The organism is Streptomyces sp. AC602_WCS936 (assembly GCF_019049125.1).
GTDB lineage: Bacteria > Actinomycetota > Actinomycetes > Streptomycetales > Streptomycetaceae > Streptomyces.
On record NZ_JAGMUF010000112.1, the window covers coordinates 123280 to 139904 of the forward strand.

Sequence of the window (16625 nt, forward strand, 5' to 3'; positions counted from 1 at the left end):
CCGCCACTGACAATCACCCGGCGGCGGCGAGGGCTCCGAGCTGCTTGAAGTACAGCGTCGTCGGCCGCAGCTCGCCGCCCGGGTCGGCGGCGTAGCCGGGGATCGTCCCGGCCCGGGTCCAGCCCGCCGAGCGGTAGAGGTGTTCGGCGGGGCTGCCGGTCTCGGTGTCCAGGTGGAGGAGGGTGATGCCGGCCGCCGCGGCCGCCTCCTCGGCGGTGGCCAGGAGCATGCGGCCCACTCCCCTGCCGCGGGCCTCCCGGGACACCATGAGTTTGACCAGCTCCGCGCGGTGGCGGCTGTTGGGCTTGTCCGGCAGCGCGAGGCTCACGGTCCCGGTCACCCGCTCGCCGTCCCCCGCCACCCACACGGCGAGCTGCCCGGCGGCCACGGCGGCGGCCCGCCCGCGCCACCATGCGGCGGCCTCCTCGTGACCCAGCGGTGCGAGGAAGCCGACGGAGGCGCCGCCCGCGACCGTGTCGGCCAGCAGACCCGCCAACCCGTCCAGCCGCGCCGTCAGTCCGTGCTCGTCGACCCGGCTCACCCTCACGGCAGCACCACCGCCAGCGCGTAGCGCACGTCCCCGGGTCCGGCGCAGCGGAACCGCGTCGGCCCCCACACCCGCATCCGCAGGCAGTCCCCGCTGGCGAGGTGGTGCGCGACGTCCCGCGCCGTGATCTCCAGGGCACCGTCCAGGACCCAGACGTGCTGTTCGAGGCCGGGCACGGGCGGCCGGTCGTAGGCGATGTCGGCGCCTGCGGCGAGGCGGCCCTCGACGAGTTCGCCGCGCAGCCCGGCGTGCGGCGGGGACACTGAGCGGCGCACGAACCCGGCCGGCCGGTCCTCCCACACCGGCTGTTCGGCGGCCCGCACCAGCAGCGCGGGTTCCGCCTCGACCTCGCTGAGGAGCCTGGACATGGTCCGTCCGTAGACCGCGCAGAGGCGGTTGAGGTGGGAGGCGGTGGGGCTGGTCTCGGCCCGTTCGGTCCTCGACAGTGTGGACCGGCTCAGCCCGGTGCGCTCCGCCAGCTCCTCCAGGGACCAGCCGCGTTCGGTGCGCAGTTCGGCCAGCCTCGCGGCGAGGCGGGCGTCCACGGAATCGCCGTCGTCTCTCATGTCCGGGAAGTTATCCCGGATGTGAGACGTCCGTGTTACGGAAGCCTCACGCCCGCGCCGCCTCGCCGAGTGCGTCCAGCACGGGGCGGATCAGCGGGTGCTCCTCGGCGCCCCGGCGTACGGCGGCGAAGACGCGGCGGGTGGGCGCCACGCCGTCGACGGGGCGGACGACGACACCGGTGAGGTCGGTGCCGTGCAGTGCCGAGCGCGGGACGAGCGCCACGCCGATGTCGGCGGCGGCCAGGGACACCACCGCGCGGAAGTCGTCCGAGGAGTGCTCCATACGGGGCTGGAAGCCGGCGTTCTCGCAGGCCAGGACCACGACGTCGTGGCACGGGTTGCCCGGGTAGGGGCCGATCCAGGAGTCCTTGGCCAGCTCGGCGAGCGGGACCTCGGCGGCGTCGGCGAGCCGGTGGGCGACCGGGACGACCGCGTCGAAGGGCTCGGCGTAGAGCGGGACGTGGGTCAGGCGGGGGTCGTCGGCGGGCGGCGCCCCGCGGTACTCGACGGCGACCGCCACGTCGACCTGCCGGTCCAGGACCATCGGCAGGCTGGCGTCGCCCTCCGCGTCCTGGACGCGGATGCGGATGCCGGGCGCCGACTCGGCGAGGCGGGCCAGCGCGGGCGCGACGACCAGGGCGATGCCGGTGGCGAAGGAGGCGACCGTGACCGTGCCGGCCTCACCCGAGCTGTAGGCGGCGAGTTCCGCCTCGGCCCGCTCCAGCTGGGCGAGGACGGCGTTGGTGTGGCTGAGCAGGATCTCGCCGGCCGGGGTCAGCCGTACGCCCTTGGCGCCGCGCTCGACCAGGCGGTGCCCGGTCTCCTGTTCCAGGGCGGCGAGCTGCTGGGAGACCGCCGAGGGGGTGAGGTAGAGCGCGGCGGCGGCCGCCGTCACGGTGCGGTGGTCCGCCACCGCCCGGAGGATGTGCAGCCGCCGCGCTTCGATCACGGGATCGATTCTCTCACCGGTCCGCGCGGGTCACGCACGCGTCAGGCGTCCAGCTCCGCCCGCGCCGCCACGAAGGCGTCCACCGCGCGGTTCACGTCCTCGGTGGAGTGGGCGGCGGACAGCTGTACGCGGATACGCGCCTGGCCCTGCGGCACGACCGGGTAGGAGAAGCCGATCACGTACACGCCGCGCTCCAGGAGCAGCTCCGCCATGCGGCCGGCCTGCGACGCGTCGCCGATCATGACGGGCGCGATGGCGTGGTCGCCGGGGAGGATGTCGAAGCCCTCCTCGGTCATCCGGCGGCGGAACAGAGCGGTGTTCTCGGCAAGCCGCACGCGCAGGTCGTCGGCCGACTCCAGCAGGTCGAGCACCTTGAGGGAGGCGGCGGCGATCACCGGGGCGAGGGTGTTGGAGAACAGGTACGGGCGGGACCGCTGGCGCAGGAGGGCGACGATCTCCGCGCGGGCGGCGACGTAGCCGCCGGAGGCGCCGCCGAGGGCCTTGCCGAGGGTGCCGGTGATGATGTCGACGCGGTCCATGACGCCGTGCAGTTCGGGGGTGCCGCGTCCGCCGGGGCCGACGAAGCCGACGGCGTGCGAGTCGTCGACCATGACCATGGCGTCGTAGCGGTCGGCGAGGTCGCAGATCTCGGCGAGGGGGGCGACGTAGCCGTCCATGGAGAAGACGCCGTCGGTGACGATCAGCTTGCGGCGGGCGTCGCCGGCGGCCTTGAGCTGGGTCTCCAGGTCGGCCAGGTCGCGGTTGGCGTAGCGGAAGCGCTTGGCCTTGGAGAGGCGGATGCCGTCGATGATCGAGGCGTGGTTGAGAGCGTCGGAGATCACCGCGTCCTCGGAGCCGAGGAGGGTCTCGAAGACGCCGCCGTTGGCGTCGAAGCAGGAGGAGTAGAGGATCGTGTCCTCCTGGCCGAGGAACGCGGAGAGCCGGGCCTCCAGTTCCTTGTGGACCTCCTGGGTGCCGCAGATGAAGCGTACGGAGGCCATGCCGTAGCCCCAGCGGTCCAGCGCCTCGTGGGCGGCTGCGACGACCTCGGGGTGGTCGGCGAGGCCGAGGTAGTTGTTGGCGCAGAAGTTGAGGACCTCGCCGGGGCGGCCGCCCGCGGTGACGTTCACGGTCGCGGACTGTGGGGTGCCGATCACGCGCTCGGGCTTGTGCAGGCCGGCGGCGCGGATCTCGTCGAGGGTGGCGCGCAGGTCGTCGCGCACGGAGTCGTACATCTCGGAAGCTCCTAAGCTCCTGGGAAGGCGGATGACTTACGCGGTCCAGTCGAGGATGACCTTGCCGCCCTTGCCGCTGGCGGCGTCGGCGAAGGCCGCCTCGAAGTCGCGGTGGGAGTACCGTCCGGTGATCACGGGGGCGAGGTCGAGGCCGCCTTCGAGCAGCACCGACATGGCGTACCAGGTCTCGAACATCTCACGGCCGTAGATGCCCTTGAGGGTGATCATCGAGGTGACGATCCGGGCCCAGTCGACGGGGAACTCCTCGGCGGGCAGGCCGAGCATCGCGATCCGGCCGCCGTGCGTCATGTTGGCGATCATGTCGCGCATCGCCTCGGGGCGGCCGGACATCTCCAGGCCGATGTCGAAGCCCTCGCGCAGGCCCAGTTCGCGCTGCCCGTCGGCGATGGTCATCCTGGAGACGTCGAGGGCGAGGCTCACGCCGACCTTGAGGGCGAGGTCCAGGCGTTCCTGGCTCACGTCGGTGATCATGACGTTGCGGGCGCCGGCGTGCCGGGCGACGGCGGCGGCCATCAGGCCGATCGGTCCGGCGCCGGTGATGAGGACGTCCTCGCCGACCAGCGGGAAGGACAGGGCGGTGTGCACGGCGTTGCCGAACGGGTCGAAGATCGCGGCGACGTCGAGGTCGACGGGGACGCGGTGCACCCACACGTTGGACGCGGGCAGGGCGACGTACTCGGCGAACGCGCCGTCCCGGCCGACGCCGAGGCCGACGGTGGCGCGGCACAGGTGGCGCCGTCCGGCCTGGCAGTTGCGGCACTTGCCGCAGACGAGGTGGCCCTCGCCGCTGACGCGGTCGCCGGTCTTGATGTCGGTGACGTCGCGGCCGGTCTCGACGACCTCGCCGACGAACTCGTGGCCGACGACGAGCGGGGTGCGGATGGCCTGCTGCGCCCAGCCGTCCCAGGCCCGGATGTGCAGGTCGGTGCCGCAGATGCCGGTGCGCAGCACCTTGATGAGTACGTCACCGGGTCCGACGGCGGGCTCGGGCACGTCCGCGAGCCACAGCCCGGGCTCCGCCTTCTCCTTGACCAGCGCCTTCAACGCTACGGCTCCTGACGGGGGTGAGGTCCCGGCGCCGGGCATGCCGAAGCTGCCCGCGTCCGGGATGGGGAGGGGAATCGCACAGCAATCTGCCGTACGAGACCGCCCCCGGTCCATCGAGCCTTTCTTAAGCCCCGCCGCAGCTTTCCTTCACGCCGTCCGCTCTCGCCGCCCGCCCTGGGCGCCCGCTCGCCTCGCGGTTCACAGCGGCAGCCCGTCCTCCGCGCTGCGTTCGATGCGCCGCACCAGGTCGGCCGCGGTCGACTTGATGGTGGCCAGGCCCGCCGTCCCCCAGGTGCGGGGCCGCACGTCGGAGGCGGACACGGTGCCCAGCACCGTCCCCGTGCTGTCGATGAGAGGGGCGCCGAGGTAGGAGCGGATGCCGAACGTGTCGACCACCGGGTTGCCCGCGAAGCGCGGGTAGTCGCGCACGTCCTCCAGGACCAGCGCCTTGCGCCGGACCACCACGTGGGGGCAGAAGCCGTGGTCGCGGGGCTGGACGCGGCCGAACTCGGCGCTGGTGCCGTCGTCGCGCGTCACCGGCGGTATCTCGGGCACCCGCAGGCCCGCGAAGAACTGCCCGCCCTCGACCAGGAAGTTGACCATCGCGTACGGCGCCTCGGCGAGGTGCGCGAGGTGGGCCGCGAACGTGTCGAGGGCCGGGTCCGGCCGTTCCACCAGGCCGAGCCGGCGCAGCCGTCGCACCCGGGCGGGGGCCTCCCGGTCCTCGGGCGTGAGCAGCAGGCGTCCGACCGGGCGCGGCGGGTCATAGCTCATGGGCGGGCTCCGGCCCCGTACCCCGTCGTGGAGGCCGGGGTGTGGTCGATGAGGTGGCGTACGAGGGTGAGCAGGGTCTGTACGCCGGAACTGGAGATCCGGGCGTCGCAGCGCACGATGGGGATCTCGGGGTGGAGGTCCATGGCGGCACGCACTTCCTCGGGGTCGTAGCGGTAGGCGCCGTCGAACTCGTTGATCGCGACGATGAAGCCGAGCCCGCGCTCCTCGAAGAAGTCGACGGCGGCGAAGGACTCGTCGAGCCGCCGGGTGTCGGCGATGATCACGGCACCGAGCGCGCCCTCGCACAGTTCGTCCCACATGAACCAGAAGCGTTCCTGGCCGGGCGTCCCGAAGAGGTACAGGACGTGTTCCGGGTCGAGGGTGATGCGGCCGAAGTCCATGGCCACGGTCGTTTCGAGTTTGTTCTCGATTCCGTCGAGGTTGTCGGTGGCGGCGCTGACCGTGGTGAGCAGTTCCTCCGTGCTCAGCGGCGCGATCTCACTGACCGCGCCGACGAAGGTCGTCTTGCCCACGCCGAACCCGCCCGCCACGAGGATCTTCAGCGCGGTGGGGAAGGGATCGGTGGTGTCGTGGCCGGATCCTGGTCCGGATCCGTGGCCGTAGTCAGAGCTGTCGTCGTAGTCCATCGAGCACTGCCTCCAGAAGGGCCCGGTCCGTTGGGTCGTGGTGGAACGCGGCGGGGGGTTTGGTGGTCAGCGCGCCGCAGTCCACGAGGTCCGACAGCAGCACCTTGGTGACTGCCACCGGAAGCCTCAGGTGAGCGGCGAGCTCGGCGACCGGGAGGGGCGCCCGGCACAGGTCGAGTGCCTGCGCGTGCTCGGGACCGAGGTAGCCGAGGGGGGTCGCCCCCGTGGCCATCACCTGGGACATCAGGTCGAGCGCGACGGTGGGCCGGGTACGGCCGTTGCTCACGGTGAAGGGGCGCACCAGCCGTCCGGCCGCGTCGTCGAGCCAGGGCCCGTCGCCGGCCGCGGCCACCCTCAAGGCCTCATCGCCGGTGGTTCGACGGCGTACTGCCGGGGGGCGGTGACGAGGTAGGGGCGGACGCTCTTGACCAGCATCGCCATCTCGTAGCCGAGGACGGCCGCGTCGGCCTCGCGGTCGGCGAGTACGGCGAGGCAGGTGCCGGAACCGGCGGTGGTGACGAACAGCAGGGTCGAGTCGAGTTCGACGACGACCTGCCGCACGTCGCCGCCGTCGCCGAAGCGGACGCCGGCACTGCGGCCGAGGGAGTACAGGCCGGAGGCCAGGGCCGCCATGTGGTCGGCGCTGTCCGCGTCGAGGCCGTGGACGGACTTGACCAGTCCGTCGGCGGACAGGAGTACCGCGCTGGTCGTGTGCGGTACGCGCTGGACGAGGCCGCTCATCAGCCAGTCGAGGTCGGACACTTGGCCGGTCGGCGCATCGCTCGCCATGGTGGATCGACTCCTTGGGGTACGAAGGTCTGCGGGAGCGCTGGTCGTGGGAGTGGGGGTGAGGTTGCCGGTGGGGGTGGAGGGGATCGCCGTCATCCGGCGGGGTCCCTGCGGGTGGGTTCCATCGGTGCCGGATCCATCGGTGCCGGGTCCATGGAGGGCGGCTCCGTGCGGGGTGGTTCGGCGGAGAGCGGCGTGAGGGGGGTCGGCTCGGCGGGGATCGGCTCCATGCGCTGCTGGGCCTCCGCCAGGCCGATGCCCCGCTGGAAGGCCGCCATCAGGCCGGGGTCGTGACCGGCGTGCTGCTCGGGTTCCTGGCGCGGTGCGGGGCCGCCGCGCAGTTGCGGGGCGATGTGCTCCTGGGCGCGGCGCCGGGGCAGTTGGGGCTTGCCCATGGTGCCGCGCACCGCGCTGTGGCGCGGGACGGGCGGGGTGGCCGCGTGCTCGGCGATGATTCCCCGGTCGGCCGGCCGGACCCCGGGCACGGCGGCGGCCGGCGTGGGCCGGTCCGCGCGGGCGCCGCGCACGGGCAGCGGCGCCGGCTCGCCCCTGTCCGCCCGATGGGCACCGGGCGGTGCGACGGGGGCGGACGCGGGACCGGGTGCGGCTGAACCGGGCGCGGAGAGACCGGGCGCGGTGGGAGCCGGTCCGGTCGGGTCGGGCACGACGGACCAAGGAACAACGGAACCGGGGCCGTCGGCCGGAGTCGGTCGCACCGCGGGGGTCACGGACCGCGGCTGCTGCGGGGGCGGCGGCACCGGCTCCGTCCCGGCGCCCTGCTCCGGCCGGGTCGCGCCCCCGGGCAGCACGCCCGGCTCCGCGCCCAGCAGGGCCTGCGGCACGACCAGTACGGCCTGGACACCGCCGTAGATGTTGGTCTGCAGACGGACCGTGATGCCGTGCCGCTTGGCGAGCTGGGAGACGACGAACAGCCCGATGCGGCCGTCCGCGAGGAGGCGGGCGACGTTGACCTGGTCGGGGTCGGCGAGCAGGGCGTTCATCCGGCTCTGCTCCGCGACGGGCATGCCGAGCCCGCGGTCCTCGACCTCCACGGCGAGCCCGGAGGTGACGAGGTTGGCCCGCATCAGCACCTGGGTCTGCGGGGCGGAGAACAGCGTGGCGTTCTCGACTAGTTCGGCCAGCAGGTGGATGACGTCGGCGACGGCGTGGCCGCGCAGGGTGCCGTCGATCGGGGGGACCAGCCGGACGCGTGAGTACTGCTCGACCTCGGCGATGGCCGAGCGCAGGACCTCGGTCATGTCGACCGGGTTGCTCCATTGCCGCCGGGAGACCGCGCCGCCGAGCACGGCGAGGTTCTCGGCGTGGCGGCGGATGCGGGTGGCGAGGTGGTCGACGTGGAAGAGGCCCTTGAGGAGGTCGGGGTCCTCGATCTCGTTCTCCAGCTCGTCCAGGATGGAGATCTCCCGGTGCACCAGGGACTGCAGGCGCCGGGCCAGGTTGACGAAGACCTCGAGCTTCTGTTCGCTGCCCGCCTGGCTGGAGAGCTGGGCGGCGCGGACGACGGCGGTGACGGCGCCGTCGTGGGCGCGGGAGAGGTCGGCGGCGAGCAGGTCGAAGTCGTCGGCGTCGTCCGGCGGTCCACCGCGCGGTTTGCGTTGGGGCGGGGTCTCCCCGCGCCGCAACGCCTCGACCACGGCGCGCAGATCGCCCTCGCCGCGCGCGGTGCTGCGCCGCAGGGCGCCGACGCGGTCGTGCACGGACCGGGCGGCACGAGTGGCGGCCACGGCGGCGATGACGACGGCCGCGACGGTGACCGAGACCGCCCCGGCGAGCACGCCCCAGAGGACGAGGCCGGGCCGGACGCCGGTGGACCGGACGGTGAACAGGACCACCGCGCAGGCGCTGAGGGCGACCGCGACGGGCGGCAGTACGGCGAGACGCAGGAGCTGGGGCCGTATGTGGGTCTCGGGCAGTGCGGGGGCGGTACGGGAGGCCGGCCGGCCGTGCCGCCCGCCCTCGCGGCGGTCTGCTCGCGCGGCCGGGGCGCGGAGGTGAGACATCGGGGTCCTCGTACTGGTCCGTTGGTCCGTCGGGCCGGGGATGCGCGCGTCGGACGGACGCCACGCGGACAGGCGACCTACGCCGCCCGACGGACACTGACAGTAGTCGCCCGAGCGGCATGCGCGATGGGCAGTTGCCAAAGTCCCTCGGACAACGTCCCGCTCTGGTATGAGGCCTCGTACGACAGACCGATAACCCAGCCAGGCACCCGTTCCGGAAGGGCTGAAGAACGGTCCTGTTCGATCAAATCAAGTCACACCCGGTGACGGATCAACGCGCCGCGCGCCCGAACCTATTGACGCACCGATGAAACAAGTAAATAGCTTTTGTATCTTCGACTCACAGGGGGCCCGATGACCGACACCACCCCGGACGCCGCACTCCGCTCCGGGACGTTCACGACGCGCTCCCCGGCGACCGGCGAACCGCTCACCGAACATCCGGTGGACGGTCCCGAGCAGGTCGCCCGGGCGGTGGCCAGGGCCCGGAAGGTCCAGGCGGACTGGGCCGCGCTGCCCGCCGCCCGGCGCCGTGACCACCTGCTGCGCTGGAAGCGGGCCCTCGCCTCCGGCCTGCACACCGTCGCCCGGACCATCTCCGAGGAGACCGGCAAGCCGGTCGGTGACGCGGAGCTCGAGGTCGTCCTCACGCTGGAGCACCTGGGCTGGGCCGCCCGCCACGCCGACCGGGTGCTGGGCCGGCGGCGGGTGCGGACCGGGCTGTTCACCGTCCACCAGCGGGCCTCGCTGGTGCATCGGCCGCTGGGCGTCGTCGGCGTCATCGGCCCGTGGAACTACCCCTGCTACACGCCGATGGGCTCCGTCGGATACGCCCTTGCGGCGGGGAACGCCGTGGTCCTCAAGCCGTCCGAGCTGACCCCGGCCACCGGCGTCCTGCTGGCCGAGCTGTTCGACAAGGCCGTGCCCGCGTACGCGGGGCTGCTCACCACCGTCACCGGCGCCGCGGCCACCGGTGAGGCTCTGGCCCGTTCCGGGGTCGACAAGCTGGCGTTCACGGGATCGCCGGGGACGGCGCGCAAGGTGATGGCGGTGTGCGCCGAGACGCTGACGCCGTTCCTCGCGGAGTGCGGCGGGAAGGACGCCGTGATCGTCACGGCGGACGCGGACCTGGACGACGCCGCCGCCGCGATCGTTTGGGGTGCGCTGAGCAATGCCGGACAGACCTGCGCCGGGGTGGAACGCGTCTACGCCGTGCGCGAGGTCCACGCGGATCTGTGCGCGCGGGTGGTGGAGCGCGCCAGCGCGCTGCGGCCGGGCGCCGACGACGACGCGGCCTACGGTCCGATGACCCTGCCGGGCCAGATCAGCACCGTCGAGCGCCATGTGACCGCGGCGGTGATGTCCGGTGCCCGTTCCCTGCTGGGCGGACCCGAGTCGGTCCGGGAGCCGTACGTCGCGCCCGTCGTCCTGACCGACGTACCGGAGGACGCGGCAGCGATGACGGAGGAGACCTTCGGGCCGGTCGTCGCGATCAACGCGGTGAACGACGTGGACGAGGCGGTGGCACGGGCCAACGACTCCCGGTACGCCCTGGGGGCCGCGGTCTTCTGCGGCGACCGGCGGACCGGAGCGGCCATCGCGGCGCGGCTGCGCGCGGGGGCTGTGTCGGTGAACTCGGTGCTGGGCTTCGCAGCCGTGCCGGCGCTTCCGTTCGGCGGTTCGCAGGACTCCGGCTTCGGGCGCATCCACGGCGCGGAGGGGCTGCGGGCCTTCACCTCCGTGCAGTCGACGACCGTACAGCGGTTCACCCCGCCGATCGCGCTGACCTCGTTCGAGGTGCCGGCCGCAGCCCGGGAGCGCGCGGTACGGCTGGCCCGGTCCCTGCACCTGCGGCGCTGAGCCGGTCAGGCGTGCAGCAAGGGCGCCAGGTAGCGGCGGGCGAAGGCCCGGGCCTGCTCCTCGTCCTCCATCTCGATGCAGCCGGCCGGGTTGAGCAGGAAGGAGACGGCCACCCGCACCATGAGTTCGGCGACCGGCCGCGGGTCGTCGTCCGGGCGGCCCTCGACCTGCTGCGCACGGCGCAGATGCCCCGTCAGGTACTCGACGGTGGCGGCGAGCGTGGAGCCGCCGTTCACCGTCATGTACGGGAGCACCACCTCGGGTTCGAGGCGCAGCAGGCCGCCGAAGAGCGGATGGGCGCGGGTGTGGCGCAGGGCGACCACGAATCCCTCGACGACCCGCTCCTCCATGGTCGGCAGCGATGCCACCACCGCGTCCAGCCGCTGGAAGAACCGGCTGTTCTCGCGCAGCAGGGTCTGCTCGACCAGCCTGTCCTTGTTCTGGAAGCGCCGGTAGACGGTGACCCGGGAGACACCGGCCCGTTTGGCGACGTCGTCCATCGAGGAGCGGCGCAGGCCGAAGACGGTGAACTGCTCGAGCGCGGCGTCGAGGATGCGCCGCGCCACCGGATCCTCAGTCTCGGTCTGCCGAACCGTGCTCACGAACCGATACCCCCGTCCCGAGACACCGGGAAAACCGAAAACCAGGAAACAACTACCGCTACTTTGTCACACGATTTTGGAGGGACCCCCATGGGCAGTCGTCTCACCGAGGAGCAGACCGCGTTCGTAGCGGCCGTCAGGGATTTCGCCAAGCGCGAGTGCGGCACCCGGGAGCAGCGGGACGCGCTGACCGGAGACGGCCGCGAGGCCCACCACTCCGGACTGTACGGCAGCCTCGCCGACCTGGGCTGGCTCGGGGTGTGCCTGCCCGAGGAGTACGGGGGCTCCGGCGGCGGCCTGGCCGACGCCTGTCTGTTCCTGGAGGAGACGTCGTACGGGATGGTCCCGGCCGGCGGTTTCATCACCACCGTCATCGCCGCGAAGGCGTACGAGCGGTTCGGCACCGAGCAGCAGCGTCAGGAGGTGCTGACGGGCGCCGTGCGCGGTGACGTCCTGTCCATCGCCATGTCGGAACCCGGGGCCGGCTCCGACGTCGGCGCGCTGCGCTGCCGGGCGCGGCGGGAGGCGGACGGCAACTGGGTGATCGAGGGACAGAAGACCTGGATCTCCAACGCGCACTGTGCCAAGAGCATCCTGCTGGTGGCCCGCACCGGCGAGGACAAGCACGGCGGGCTGACCATGTACCACCTGCCCGCCGACACCCCCGGCGTGGAGATCCGGGGCATCGAGACGATGGGCGGCCGGGAGGTCAACGACGTGTTCCTCACCGGCGTCCGGCTGCCCGCCGACGCGGTGGTGGGCCAGGTGGACGACGGCTGGCGGCAGCTGATGGCCGGACTGAACTACGAGCGGCTCTTCCTCGCCTCGAACATGCTGGGCCTGGCGCGCCGCGCCTTCGACGACGCGCTCGCCTACGTCCGCCAGCGCGAGCAGTTCGGGCGGCCGGTCGGCACCTTCCAGGCGCTGCGGCACCGGGTGGCCGATCTCGCCACCGAGATCGAGTGCGCCCGGCTGCTGGTGCGCGAGGTGGCGCTGGACTGTGACGCGCGGCCGGACGCGTTGTTCCCCCGGGAGGCGTCCATGGCGAAGCTGAAGGCGACCGAGGTCGCCAAGCGGGCCGCGCTGGAGGGCATGCAGATGATGGGCGGCTACGGCTACACCACCGAGTTCGACATGGAGCGTCACCTGCGGGCCGCGGTCGTCTCCACGGTCTACGGCGGGACCAGCGAGATCCAGCGGGACGTGATCGGCAAGACCTACGGGCTCTGAACCGCCTCCACGCACAGCGCCCCGCCCGCCCCTGTCGGGGTGGGCGGGGCGCTGTGCGTGGAGGCGGCCCGGTTCAGTCCTGGTAGAGCCCGGCCAGCCGGTCGGCGTACTTGTCCCGGATGACCCGGCGCCGCATCTTCAGCGAGGGTGTCAGCTCGCCACTCGCCGGGCCCCACTCCTCGGCCAGCAGCTCGTACCGCTTGACCTGCTCGGTGCGGTTCAGGCGGGAGTTGGCGGCGGCCACCGCACGCTCCACCTCGGCCCTGACGGCGGGATGCCGGACCAGCCCGGCGGGTCCGCCGTCCGCCACGACACCGTTGGCCGCGGCCCAGGCGGGGGCGGCCTCCGCGTCGAGCACCAGCAGGGCGACGAGGTAGGAGTGCCAGTCGCCGTGCACCAGCGCCTGGCCGATCAGCGGGTGCTCCTTGAGCGCGTTCTCCACCAGGGCGGGCGAGACGTTCTTGCCCGTCGAGGTGATGATCATCTCCTTCTTGCGGTCGGTGAGCCAGAGGTAGCCGTCCTCGTCCATCCGGCCGATGTCGCCGGTGGCCAGCCAGCCGTCGGCGTCCAGGACGGACCGCACGGAGCCGTCCGGCTGGAGGTAACCGGAGAAGACGGACTCGCCCCGCACCTCGATCTCGCCGTCCGCGGCGAGCCGGACCTCCACGGACTCGACCGGGCGTCCCACGGAGCCGATCCGGAAGCCGGTCCGCGGACTGTTGGTGGTGGCCACGCCGGTGGTCTCGGTCAGCCCCCACGCATCCATGATCACGATGCCGAACCCGGCCCAGAACTCCACCACGTCGACCGGCATGGGCGCCGACGCACTGGCCGACCAGGTCACCCGGTCGAGGCCGCCCGCGGCCAGCAGCGGCAGCAGGACGTCCCGGCGGGCGACGGCGTAACGCTCCTCCAGTTCCGGCGGCGGGGTCTCACCGCGCTCCCGGTGTCCCACGTGCTCGCGGGCCACCGCGGAGGCCGCGTCGATCGCCTCCCGCTGCTCGGCCGGCATCAGGGAGAGGACGGCGCGCACGCCGGCGCAGAGCTTCTCCCAGATCCGCGGCACGCCGAAGAACTGCGCGGGGCGCACCTTGCGGACGACCGTGGCCACGACCGTCGGGTCGGCGCACAGGTAGACGTGCGAGGCCCGGTGGCAGGGCAGGTAGATGCCCAGCATCCGTTCGGCGATGTGGGCGAACGGCAGGTAGCAGATGTGCTCGACGTGCGGCGGCAGCTCCACCACGGCGTCCAGCGCCAGGGCGTTGGCGATCACCTGCCGGTGGGTGAGGACGACGCCCTTGGGCTCCCCGGTGGTGCCGGAGGTGTAGACGACGGTCAGCGGATCGTCCGGGCGCGCGGCGTCCAGCTCCTTGGCGACCTGCTCCGGCACCGGTTCCCGGAGCAGGTCGGCGTACGGGAGGTGACCGCCCTCGGCGCCCGCGTCGGCCACCACCAGCCGCGCCAGCGGGCTACCGGCGTCGGCCAGCAGCGGCTCCCACACCGGCACCTGCGCCGCGCCCTCGACCACGGCGACCCGGGCCCGGCAGTTGCGGGCGATGTGGGTGATCTGCTCGGGGGCGGCGGTGCCGTAGACGCTGACCGGGACGGCGCCGAGGCGGACGAGCGCCAGGTCGGACAGCCAGTGTTCGGACCGGTTGGCCATCATGATCAGCACATGGTCGCCGCGGCCCACGCCGAGCCCCGCGTAGCCGGCGGCCAGGCGCTCGGTGTGCTGGTGGATCTCCGCCCAGGTGAGGGTCGTCCAGTCGCCGTCCCCGTTCCCGCCCGGGTCCGTCGACTGCCAGGACAGGCCGGGCAGTTCGGGATACTCGCGGGCGTTGCGGGCCAGCAGCCGCGGCAGGGTGCGTTCGGCCGGGGCGTCGGGTGGTGCGGTGGTGCGGGGCGCTGGTGTCATCGGGGCCTCCTTGCGGTTCGATCTTGAACGTCCGGGGAGACCGGGGCGGTGGGGCGCCCCGGCAGGCGTGCCGGGAGGGCGGATCAGGAGTCCGTGAAGGTCTCACCCCGTTCCGCCTTGCGCAGCAGCAGCTCGGGCGGGGCGAACCGCGCGCCGTAGCGGTCGGCGAGCTCCCGGGCCCGGGCTACGAAGCCGGGCAGGCCGCCCTCGTAGCCGTTGATGTACTGGAGGACGCCGCCGGTCCAGCCGGGGAAGCCGATGCCGAGGATGGAGCCGATGTTGGCGTCGGCCACCGAGACCAGTACGTCCTCCTCCAGACAGCGCACCGAGTCCAGCGCCTCCACGAAGAGCATCCGTTCCGCCGGCTCGGTCAGTTCGGCGGGCTGCTTCGCGGGGTCGGTGAAGTGCTCGCGCAGGCCCGGCCACAGGCCGGCCCGCTTGCCGTCCACGTAGTCGTAGAAGCCGGCGCCGCCGCTGCGTCCGGGGCGGCCGAACTCGTCGATCATGCGGTCCACGACGGCGTCCGCGGGGTGCGGCTCCCAGGACTGCCCCGCTTCCTCGGCCGCGCGGCGGGTCTCCTCGCGGATCTTCCGGGGCAGGGTGAGGGTGAGTTCGTCCATCAGGGACAGGACCTTGGCCGGGTAGCCTGCCTGGGCCGCGGCCTGCTCGACGGAGGCGGGCTCGATACCCTCGCCGACCATCGCGACACCCTCGTCGATGAAACGGCCGATGACCCGGGAGGTGAAGAAGCCCCGCGAGTCGTTGACCACGATCGGCGTCTTGCTGATCTGCCGGACCAGGTCGAAGGCCCTCGCCAGCGCCTCGTCCCCGGTCCGCTCACCCCTGATGATCTCCACCAGCGGCATCTTGTCGACCGGCGAGAAGAAGTGCAGCCCGATGAAGTCGGCCTGCCGCTCGACACCCTCGGCCAGCGCTGTGATGGGCAGGGTCGAGGTGTTCGAGCACAGCAGCGCGTCCGGCACGACGACGTCCTCGATCTCCTGGAACACCTTGTGCTTGAGAGAGGTGTCCTCGAAGACCGCCTCGATCACCGCGTCACAGCCCGCCAGGTCGGCCGCCTCGGCGGTCGGGATGATGCGGGCGAGCAGCGCGTCGGCCTTCTCCTGACTCGTACGGCCCTTGGCCACCGCCTTGGCACACAGCTTCTCCGAGTAGCCCTTGCCCTTGAGCGCCGCCTCCAGGGCCACGTCCTTCAGCACGACCTCGATACCCGCGCGGGCACACGAATAGGCGATACCCGCGCCCATCATCCCGGCACCGAGAACGGCCACCTTGGTCACCTTGCGCGCCTCGACCTCCTTGGGTCGGCCGGCGCCGGAGTTGACGGCCTGGAGGTCGAAGAAGAACGCCTGGATCATGTTCTTGGTGATCTGCCCGGTGACGAGTTCCGTCAGGTACCGGGCCTCCACGACGAAGGCCGTGTCCACGTCGACCTGCGAACTCTCCACGGCCGCCGCGAGTATGTTGCGCGGTGCCGGAGCGGGCGCGCCGCCCGTCTTCTGCTTCAGCAGCGCGGGGAGGGCGGGGAGCTGGGCGGCGAGCTTCGGGTTCGCGGGCGTGCCGCCGGGGATGCGGTAGCCGGGCTCGTCCCACGGCTGGGCGGACTCCGGGTGGGCGTCCACGAACGCCCGCGCCCTGGAGATGAGTTCGTCCCGGTCAGCGGCGATCTCGTCGACGAGTCCCGCTTCCAGGGCGCGGGCCGGTCCGTACTGCGTGCCTTCCAGGAGCACCTTTCGCAGGGCCTCCGTGACGCCGAACATCCGGACCGTGCGGGTCACTCCCCCGCCGCCGGGCAACAGGCCCAGGGTGACCTCGGGGAGCCCGACGCGGGCGGCGGGGGTGTCCAGCACCACACGGTGGTGGCAGGCGAGGGCGATCTCGTAACCCCCGCCCAGGGCCGCGCCGTTGATCGCGGCGACGACCGGCTTGCCCAGGGTCTCCAGGACGCGCAGCGAGCGCTTGACCCGCATGCCCGCGTCGAAGGACCGCTGCGCGGTCTCGGGGGTGACGGACATCAGGTCGTGCAGGTCGCCGCCGGCGAAGAAGCTCTTCTTGGCGGAGGCGACGATGACGCCCCGGATGTCGTCACGGTGCTCGGTGAGCCGTGCCGCGACGGCGTCCAGCGAGTCGATGAACGCGGCGTTCATGGTGTTGGCGGACTGGTCGGGGTCGTCGAGGACGAGGGTGACGATCCCGGTGTCGTCCTGTTCCCAGCGGATGGTGGTGGACTCGGTGCTCATGCGGGTTTGCTCCAGGTGATCCGTCTTGGTCCGTCGGGAAGGGGGTCAGACGCGCTCGACGACGGTGGCGATGCCCATGCCGCCGCCCACGCACAGGGTGGCGAGGCCGTACCGCTTGTCCTGGCGCTCCAGTTCGTCCACGAGCGTGCCCAGGATCATCG

15 protein-coding genes and 1 pseudogene are annotated in these 16625 nt (G+C 72.6%); 2 read left to right on the forward strand and 14 right to left on the reverse strand.

All coding sequences use genetic code 11. From position 1 onward, the window contains the following. Positions 1 to 13 precede the first annotated feature (13 nt). The 10 genes from KUM03_RS30315 to KUM03_RS30360 form a co-directional block, all read right to left on the reverse strand. A complete protein-coding gene (locus KUM03_RS30315; RefSeq protein ID WP_217253593.1) occupies positions 14 to 547 on the reverse strand; it encodes a GNAT family N-acetyltransferase in 534 nt (177 codons plus the stop codon). Further along, positions 544 to 1113: a helix-turn-helix domain-containing protein gene (locus KUM03_RS30320; RefSeq protein WP_217253595.1), complete on the reverse strand. Its 570-nt coding sequence runs from the start codon at positions 1111 to 1113 to the stop codon at positions 544 to 546. Before KUM03_RS30320 ends, KUM03_RS30315 begins: the two co-directional genes overlap by 4 nt. A gap of 46 nt (positions 1114 to 1159) precedes the next feature. Next, positions 1160 to 2062 (reverse strand): LysR family transcriptional regulator, encoded by a 903-nt coding sequence (locus KUM03_RS30325; protein ID WP_073728203.1) that lies wholly within the window; start codon positions 2060 to 2062, stop codon positions 1160 to 1162. Between the two features lie 41 nt (positions 2063 to 2103). Next, the gene (locus KUM03_RS30330) at positions 2104 to 3297 is read right to left on the reverse strand and encodes a glycine C-acetyltransferase (RefSeq protein ID WP_217253597.1); all 1194 of its coding nucleotides are present in this window, start codon (positions 3295 to 3297) and stop codon (positions 2104 to 2106) included. A gap of 36 nt (positions 3298 to 3333) precedes the next feature. Beyond that, positions 3334 to 4362 (reverse strand): L-threonine 3-dehydrogenase, encoded by a 1029-nt coding sequence (gene tdh, locus KUM03_RS30335; RefSeq protein WP_073728199.1) that lies wholly within the window; start codon positions 4360 to 4362, stop codon positions 3334 to 3336. 201 nt (positions 4363 to 4563) lie between these two features. Next, positions 4564 to 5139: a GAF domain-containing protein gene (locus tag KUM03_RS30340; protein WP_217253600.1), complete on the reverse strand. Its 576-nt coding sequence runs from the start codon at positions 5137 to 5139 to the stop codon at positions 4564 to 4566. Continuing rightward, entirely contained in the window at positions 5136 to 5786 is a 651-nt protein-coding gene (locus tag KUM03_RS30345; RefSeq protein WP_073728195.1) for an ATP/GTP-binding protein, read from the reverse strand. The genes KUM03_RS30340 and KUM03_RS30345 overlap by 4 nt, the downstream gene beginning before the upstream one ends. Next, positions 5764 to 6138 carry a DUF742 domain-containing protein gene (locus tag KUM03_RS30350; protein ID WP_019330485.1) on the reverse strand — a complete coding sequence of 125 codons (375 nt, stop codon included), beginning with the start codon at positions 6136 to 6138 and terminating at the stop codon, positions 5764 to 5766. The genes KUM03_RS30345 and KUM03_RS30350 overlap by 23 nt, the downstream gene beginning before the upstream one ends. Before the next feature lie 2 nt (positions 6139 to 6140). Then, entirely contained in the window at positions 6141 to 6575 is a 435-nt protein-coding gene (locus KUM03_RS30355) for a roadblock/LC7 domain-containing protein (protein ID WP_217253603.1), read from the reverse strand. Positions 6576 to 6667: 92 nt separating this feature from the next. Further along, positions 6668 to 8596, reverse strand: coding sequence for an ATP-binding protein (locus KUM03_RS30360; protein WP_217253606.1), 1929 nt, complete (start codon positions 8594 to 8596; stop codon positions 6668 to 6670). Positions 8597 to 8950: 354 nt separating this feature from the next. Between KUM03_RS30360 and KUM03_RS30365 the strand changes: the two genes are divergently transcribed. After that, the gene (locus tag KUM03_RS30365; RefSeq protein WP_217253608.1) at positions 8951 to 10456 is read left to right on the forward strand and encodes an aldehyde dehydrogenase family protein; all 1506 of its coding nucleotides are present in this window, start codon (positions 8951 to 8953) and stop codon (positions 10454 to 10456) included. Between the two features lie 5 nt (positions 10457 to 10461). Here KUM03_RS30365 and KUM03_RS30370 read toward each other — a convergent pair whose 3' ends face one another. Further along, positions 10462 to 11058 carry a TetR/AcrR family transcriptional regulator gene (locus tag KUM03_RS30370; RefSeq protein WP_217253611.1) on the reverse strand — a complete coding sequence of 199 codons (597 nt, stop codon included), beginning with the start codon at positions 11056 to 11058 and terminating at the stop codon, positions 10462 to 10464. Positions 11059 to 11148: 90 nt separating this feature from the next. Here KUM03_RS30370 and KUM03_RS30375 point away from each other — a divergent pair, with 90 nt between their 5' ends. Continuing rightward, a complete protein-coding gene (locus KUM03_RS30375) occupies positions 11149 to 12288 on the forward strand; it encodes an acyl-CoA dehydrogenase family protein (protein ID WP_217253614.1) in 1140 nt (379 codons plus the stop codon). A gap of 73 nt (positions 12289 to 12361) precedes the next feature. On the opposite strand, the gene KUM03_RS30380 is transcribed toward KUM03_RS30375, so the two are convergent. From KUM03_RS30380 to KUM03_RS38650, 3 genes and pseudogenes are all read right to left on the reverse strand, one after another. After that, positions 12362 to 14203, reverse strand: a complete 1842-nt coding sequence (locus KUM03_RS30380) for a long-chain fatty acid--CoA ligase (RefSeq protein WP_217253615.1) — start codon at positions 14201 to 14203, stop codon at positions 12362 to 12364. Between the two features lie 83 nt (positions 14204 to 14286). Further along, positions 14287 to 16464: a 3-hydroxyacyl-CoA dehydrogenase NAD-binding domain-containing protein gene (locus KUM03_RS30385; protein ID WP_217253617.1), complete on the reverse strand. Its 2178-nt coding sequence runs from the start codon at positions 16462 to 16464 to the stop codon at positions 14287 to 14289. A gap of 45 nt (positions 16465 to 16509) precedes the next feature. After that, positions 16510 to 16625, reverse strand: a pseudogene (locus tag KUM03_RS38650) (beta-ketothiolase); the annotation flags it as partial.

Excerpts from the sequence above, each read along its gene's own strand:
- KUM03_RS30320 (WP_217253595.1), bottom strand. The coding sequence starts at position 1,113 with ATGAGAGACGACGGCGATTCCGTGGACGCCCGCCTCGCCGCGAGGCTG.
- KUM03_RS30385 (WP_217253617.1), bottom strand. The coding sequence starts at position 16,464 with ATGAGCACCGAGTCCACCACCATCCGCTGGGAACAGGACGACACCGGG.
- KUM03_RS30340 (WP_217253600.1), bottom strand. The coding sequence starts at position 5,139 with ATGAGCTATGACCCGCCGCGCCCGGTCGGACGCCTGCTGCTCACGCCC.
- KUM03_RS30360 (WP_217253606.1), bottom strand. The coding sequence starts at position 8,596 with ATGTCTCACCTCCGCGCCCCGGCCGCGCGAGCAGACCGCCGCGAGGGC.
- KUM03_RS30330 (WP_217253597.1), bottom strand. The coding sequence starts at position 3,297 with ATGTACGACTCCGTGCGCGACGACCTGCGCGCCACCCTCGACGAGATC.
- KUM03_RS30345 (WP_073728195.1), bottom strand. The coding sequence starts at position 5,786 with ATGGACTACGACGACAGCTCTGACTACGGCCACGGATCCGGACCAGGA.
- KUM03_RS30375 (WP_217253614.1), top strand. The coding sequence starts at position 11,149 with ATGGGCAGTCGTCTCACCGAGGAGCAGACCGCGTTCGTAGCGGCCGTC.
- KUM03_RS30380 (WP_217253615.1), bottom strand. The coding sequence starts at position 14,203 with ATGACACCAGCGCCCCGCACCACCGCACCACCCGACGCCCCGGCCGAA.
- KUM03_RS30355 (WP_217253603.1), bottom strand. The coding sequence starts at position 6,575 with ATGGCGAGCGATGCGCCGACCGGCCAAGTGTCCGACCTCGACTGGCTG.
- KUM03_RS30365 (WP_217253608.1), top strand. The coding sequence starts at position 8,951 with ATGACCGACACCACCCCGGACGCCGCACTCCGCTCCGGGACGTTCACG.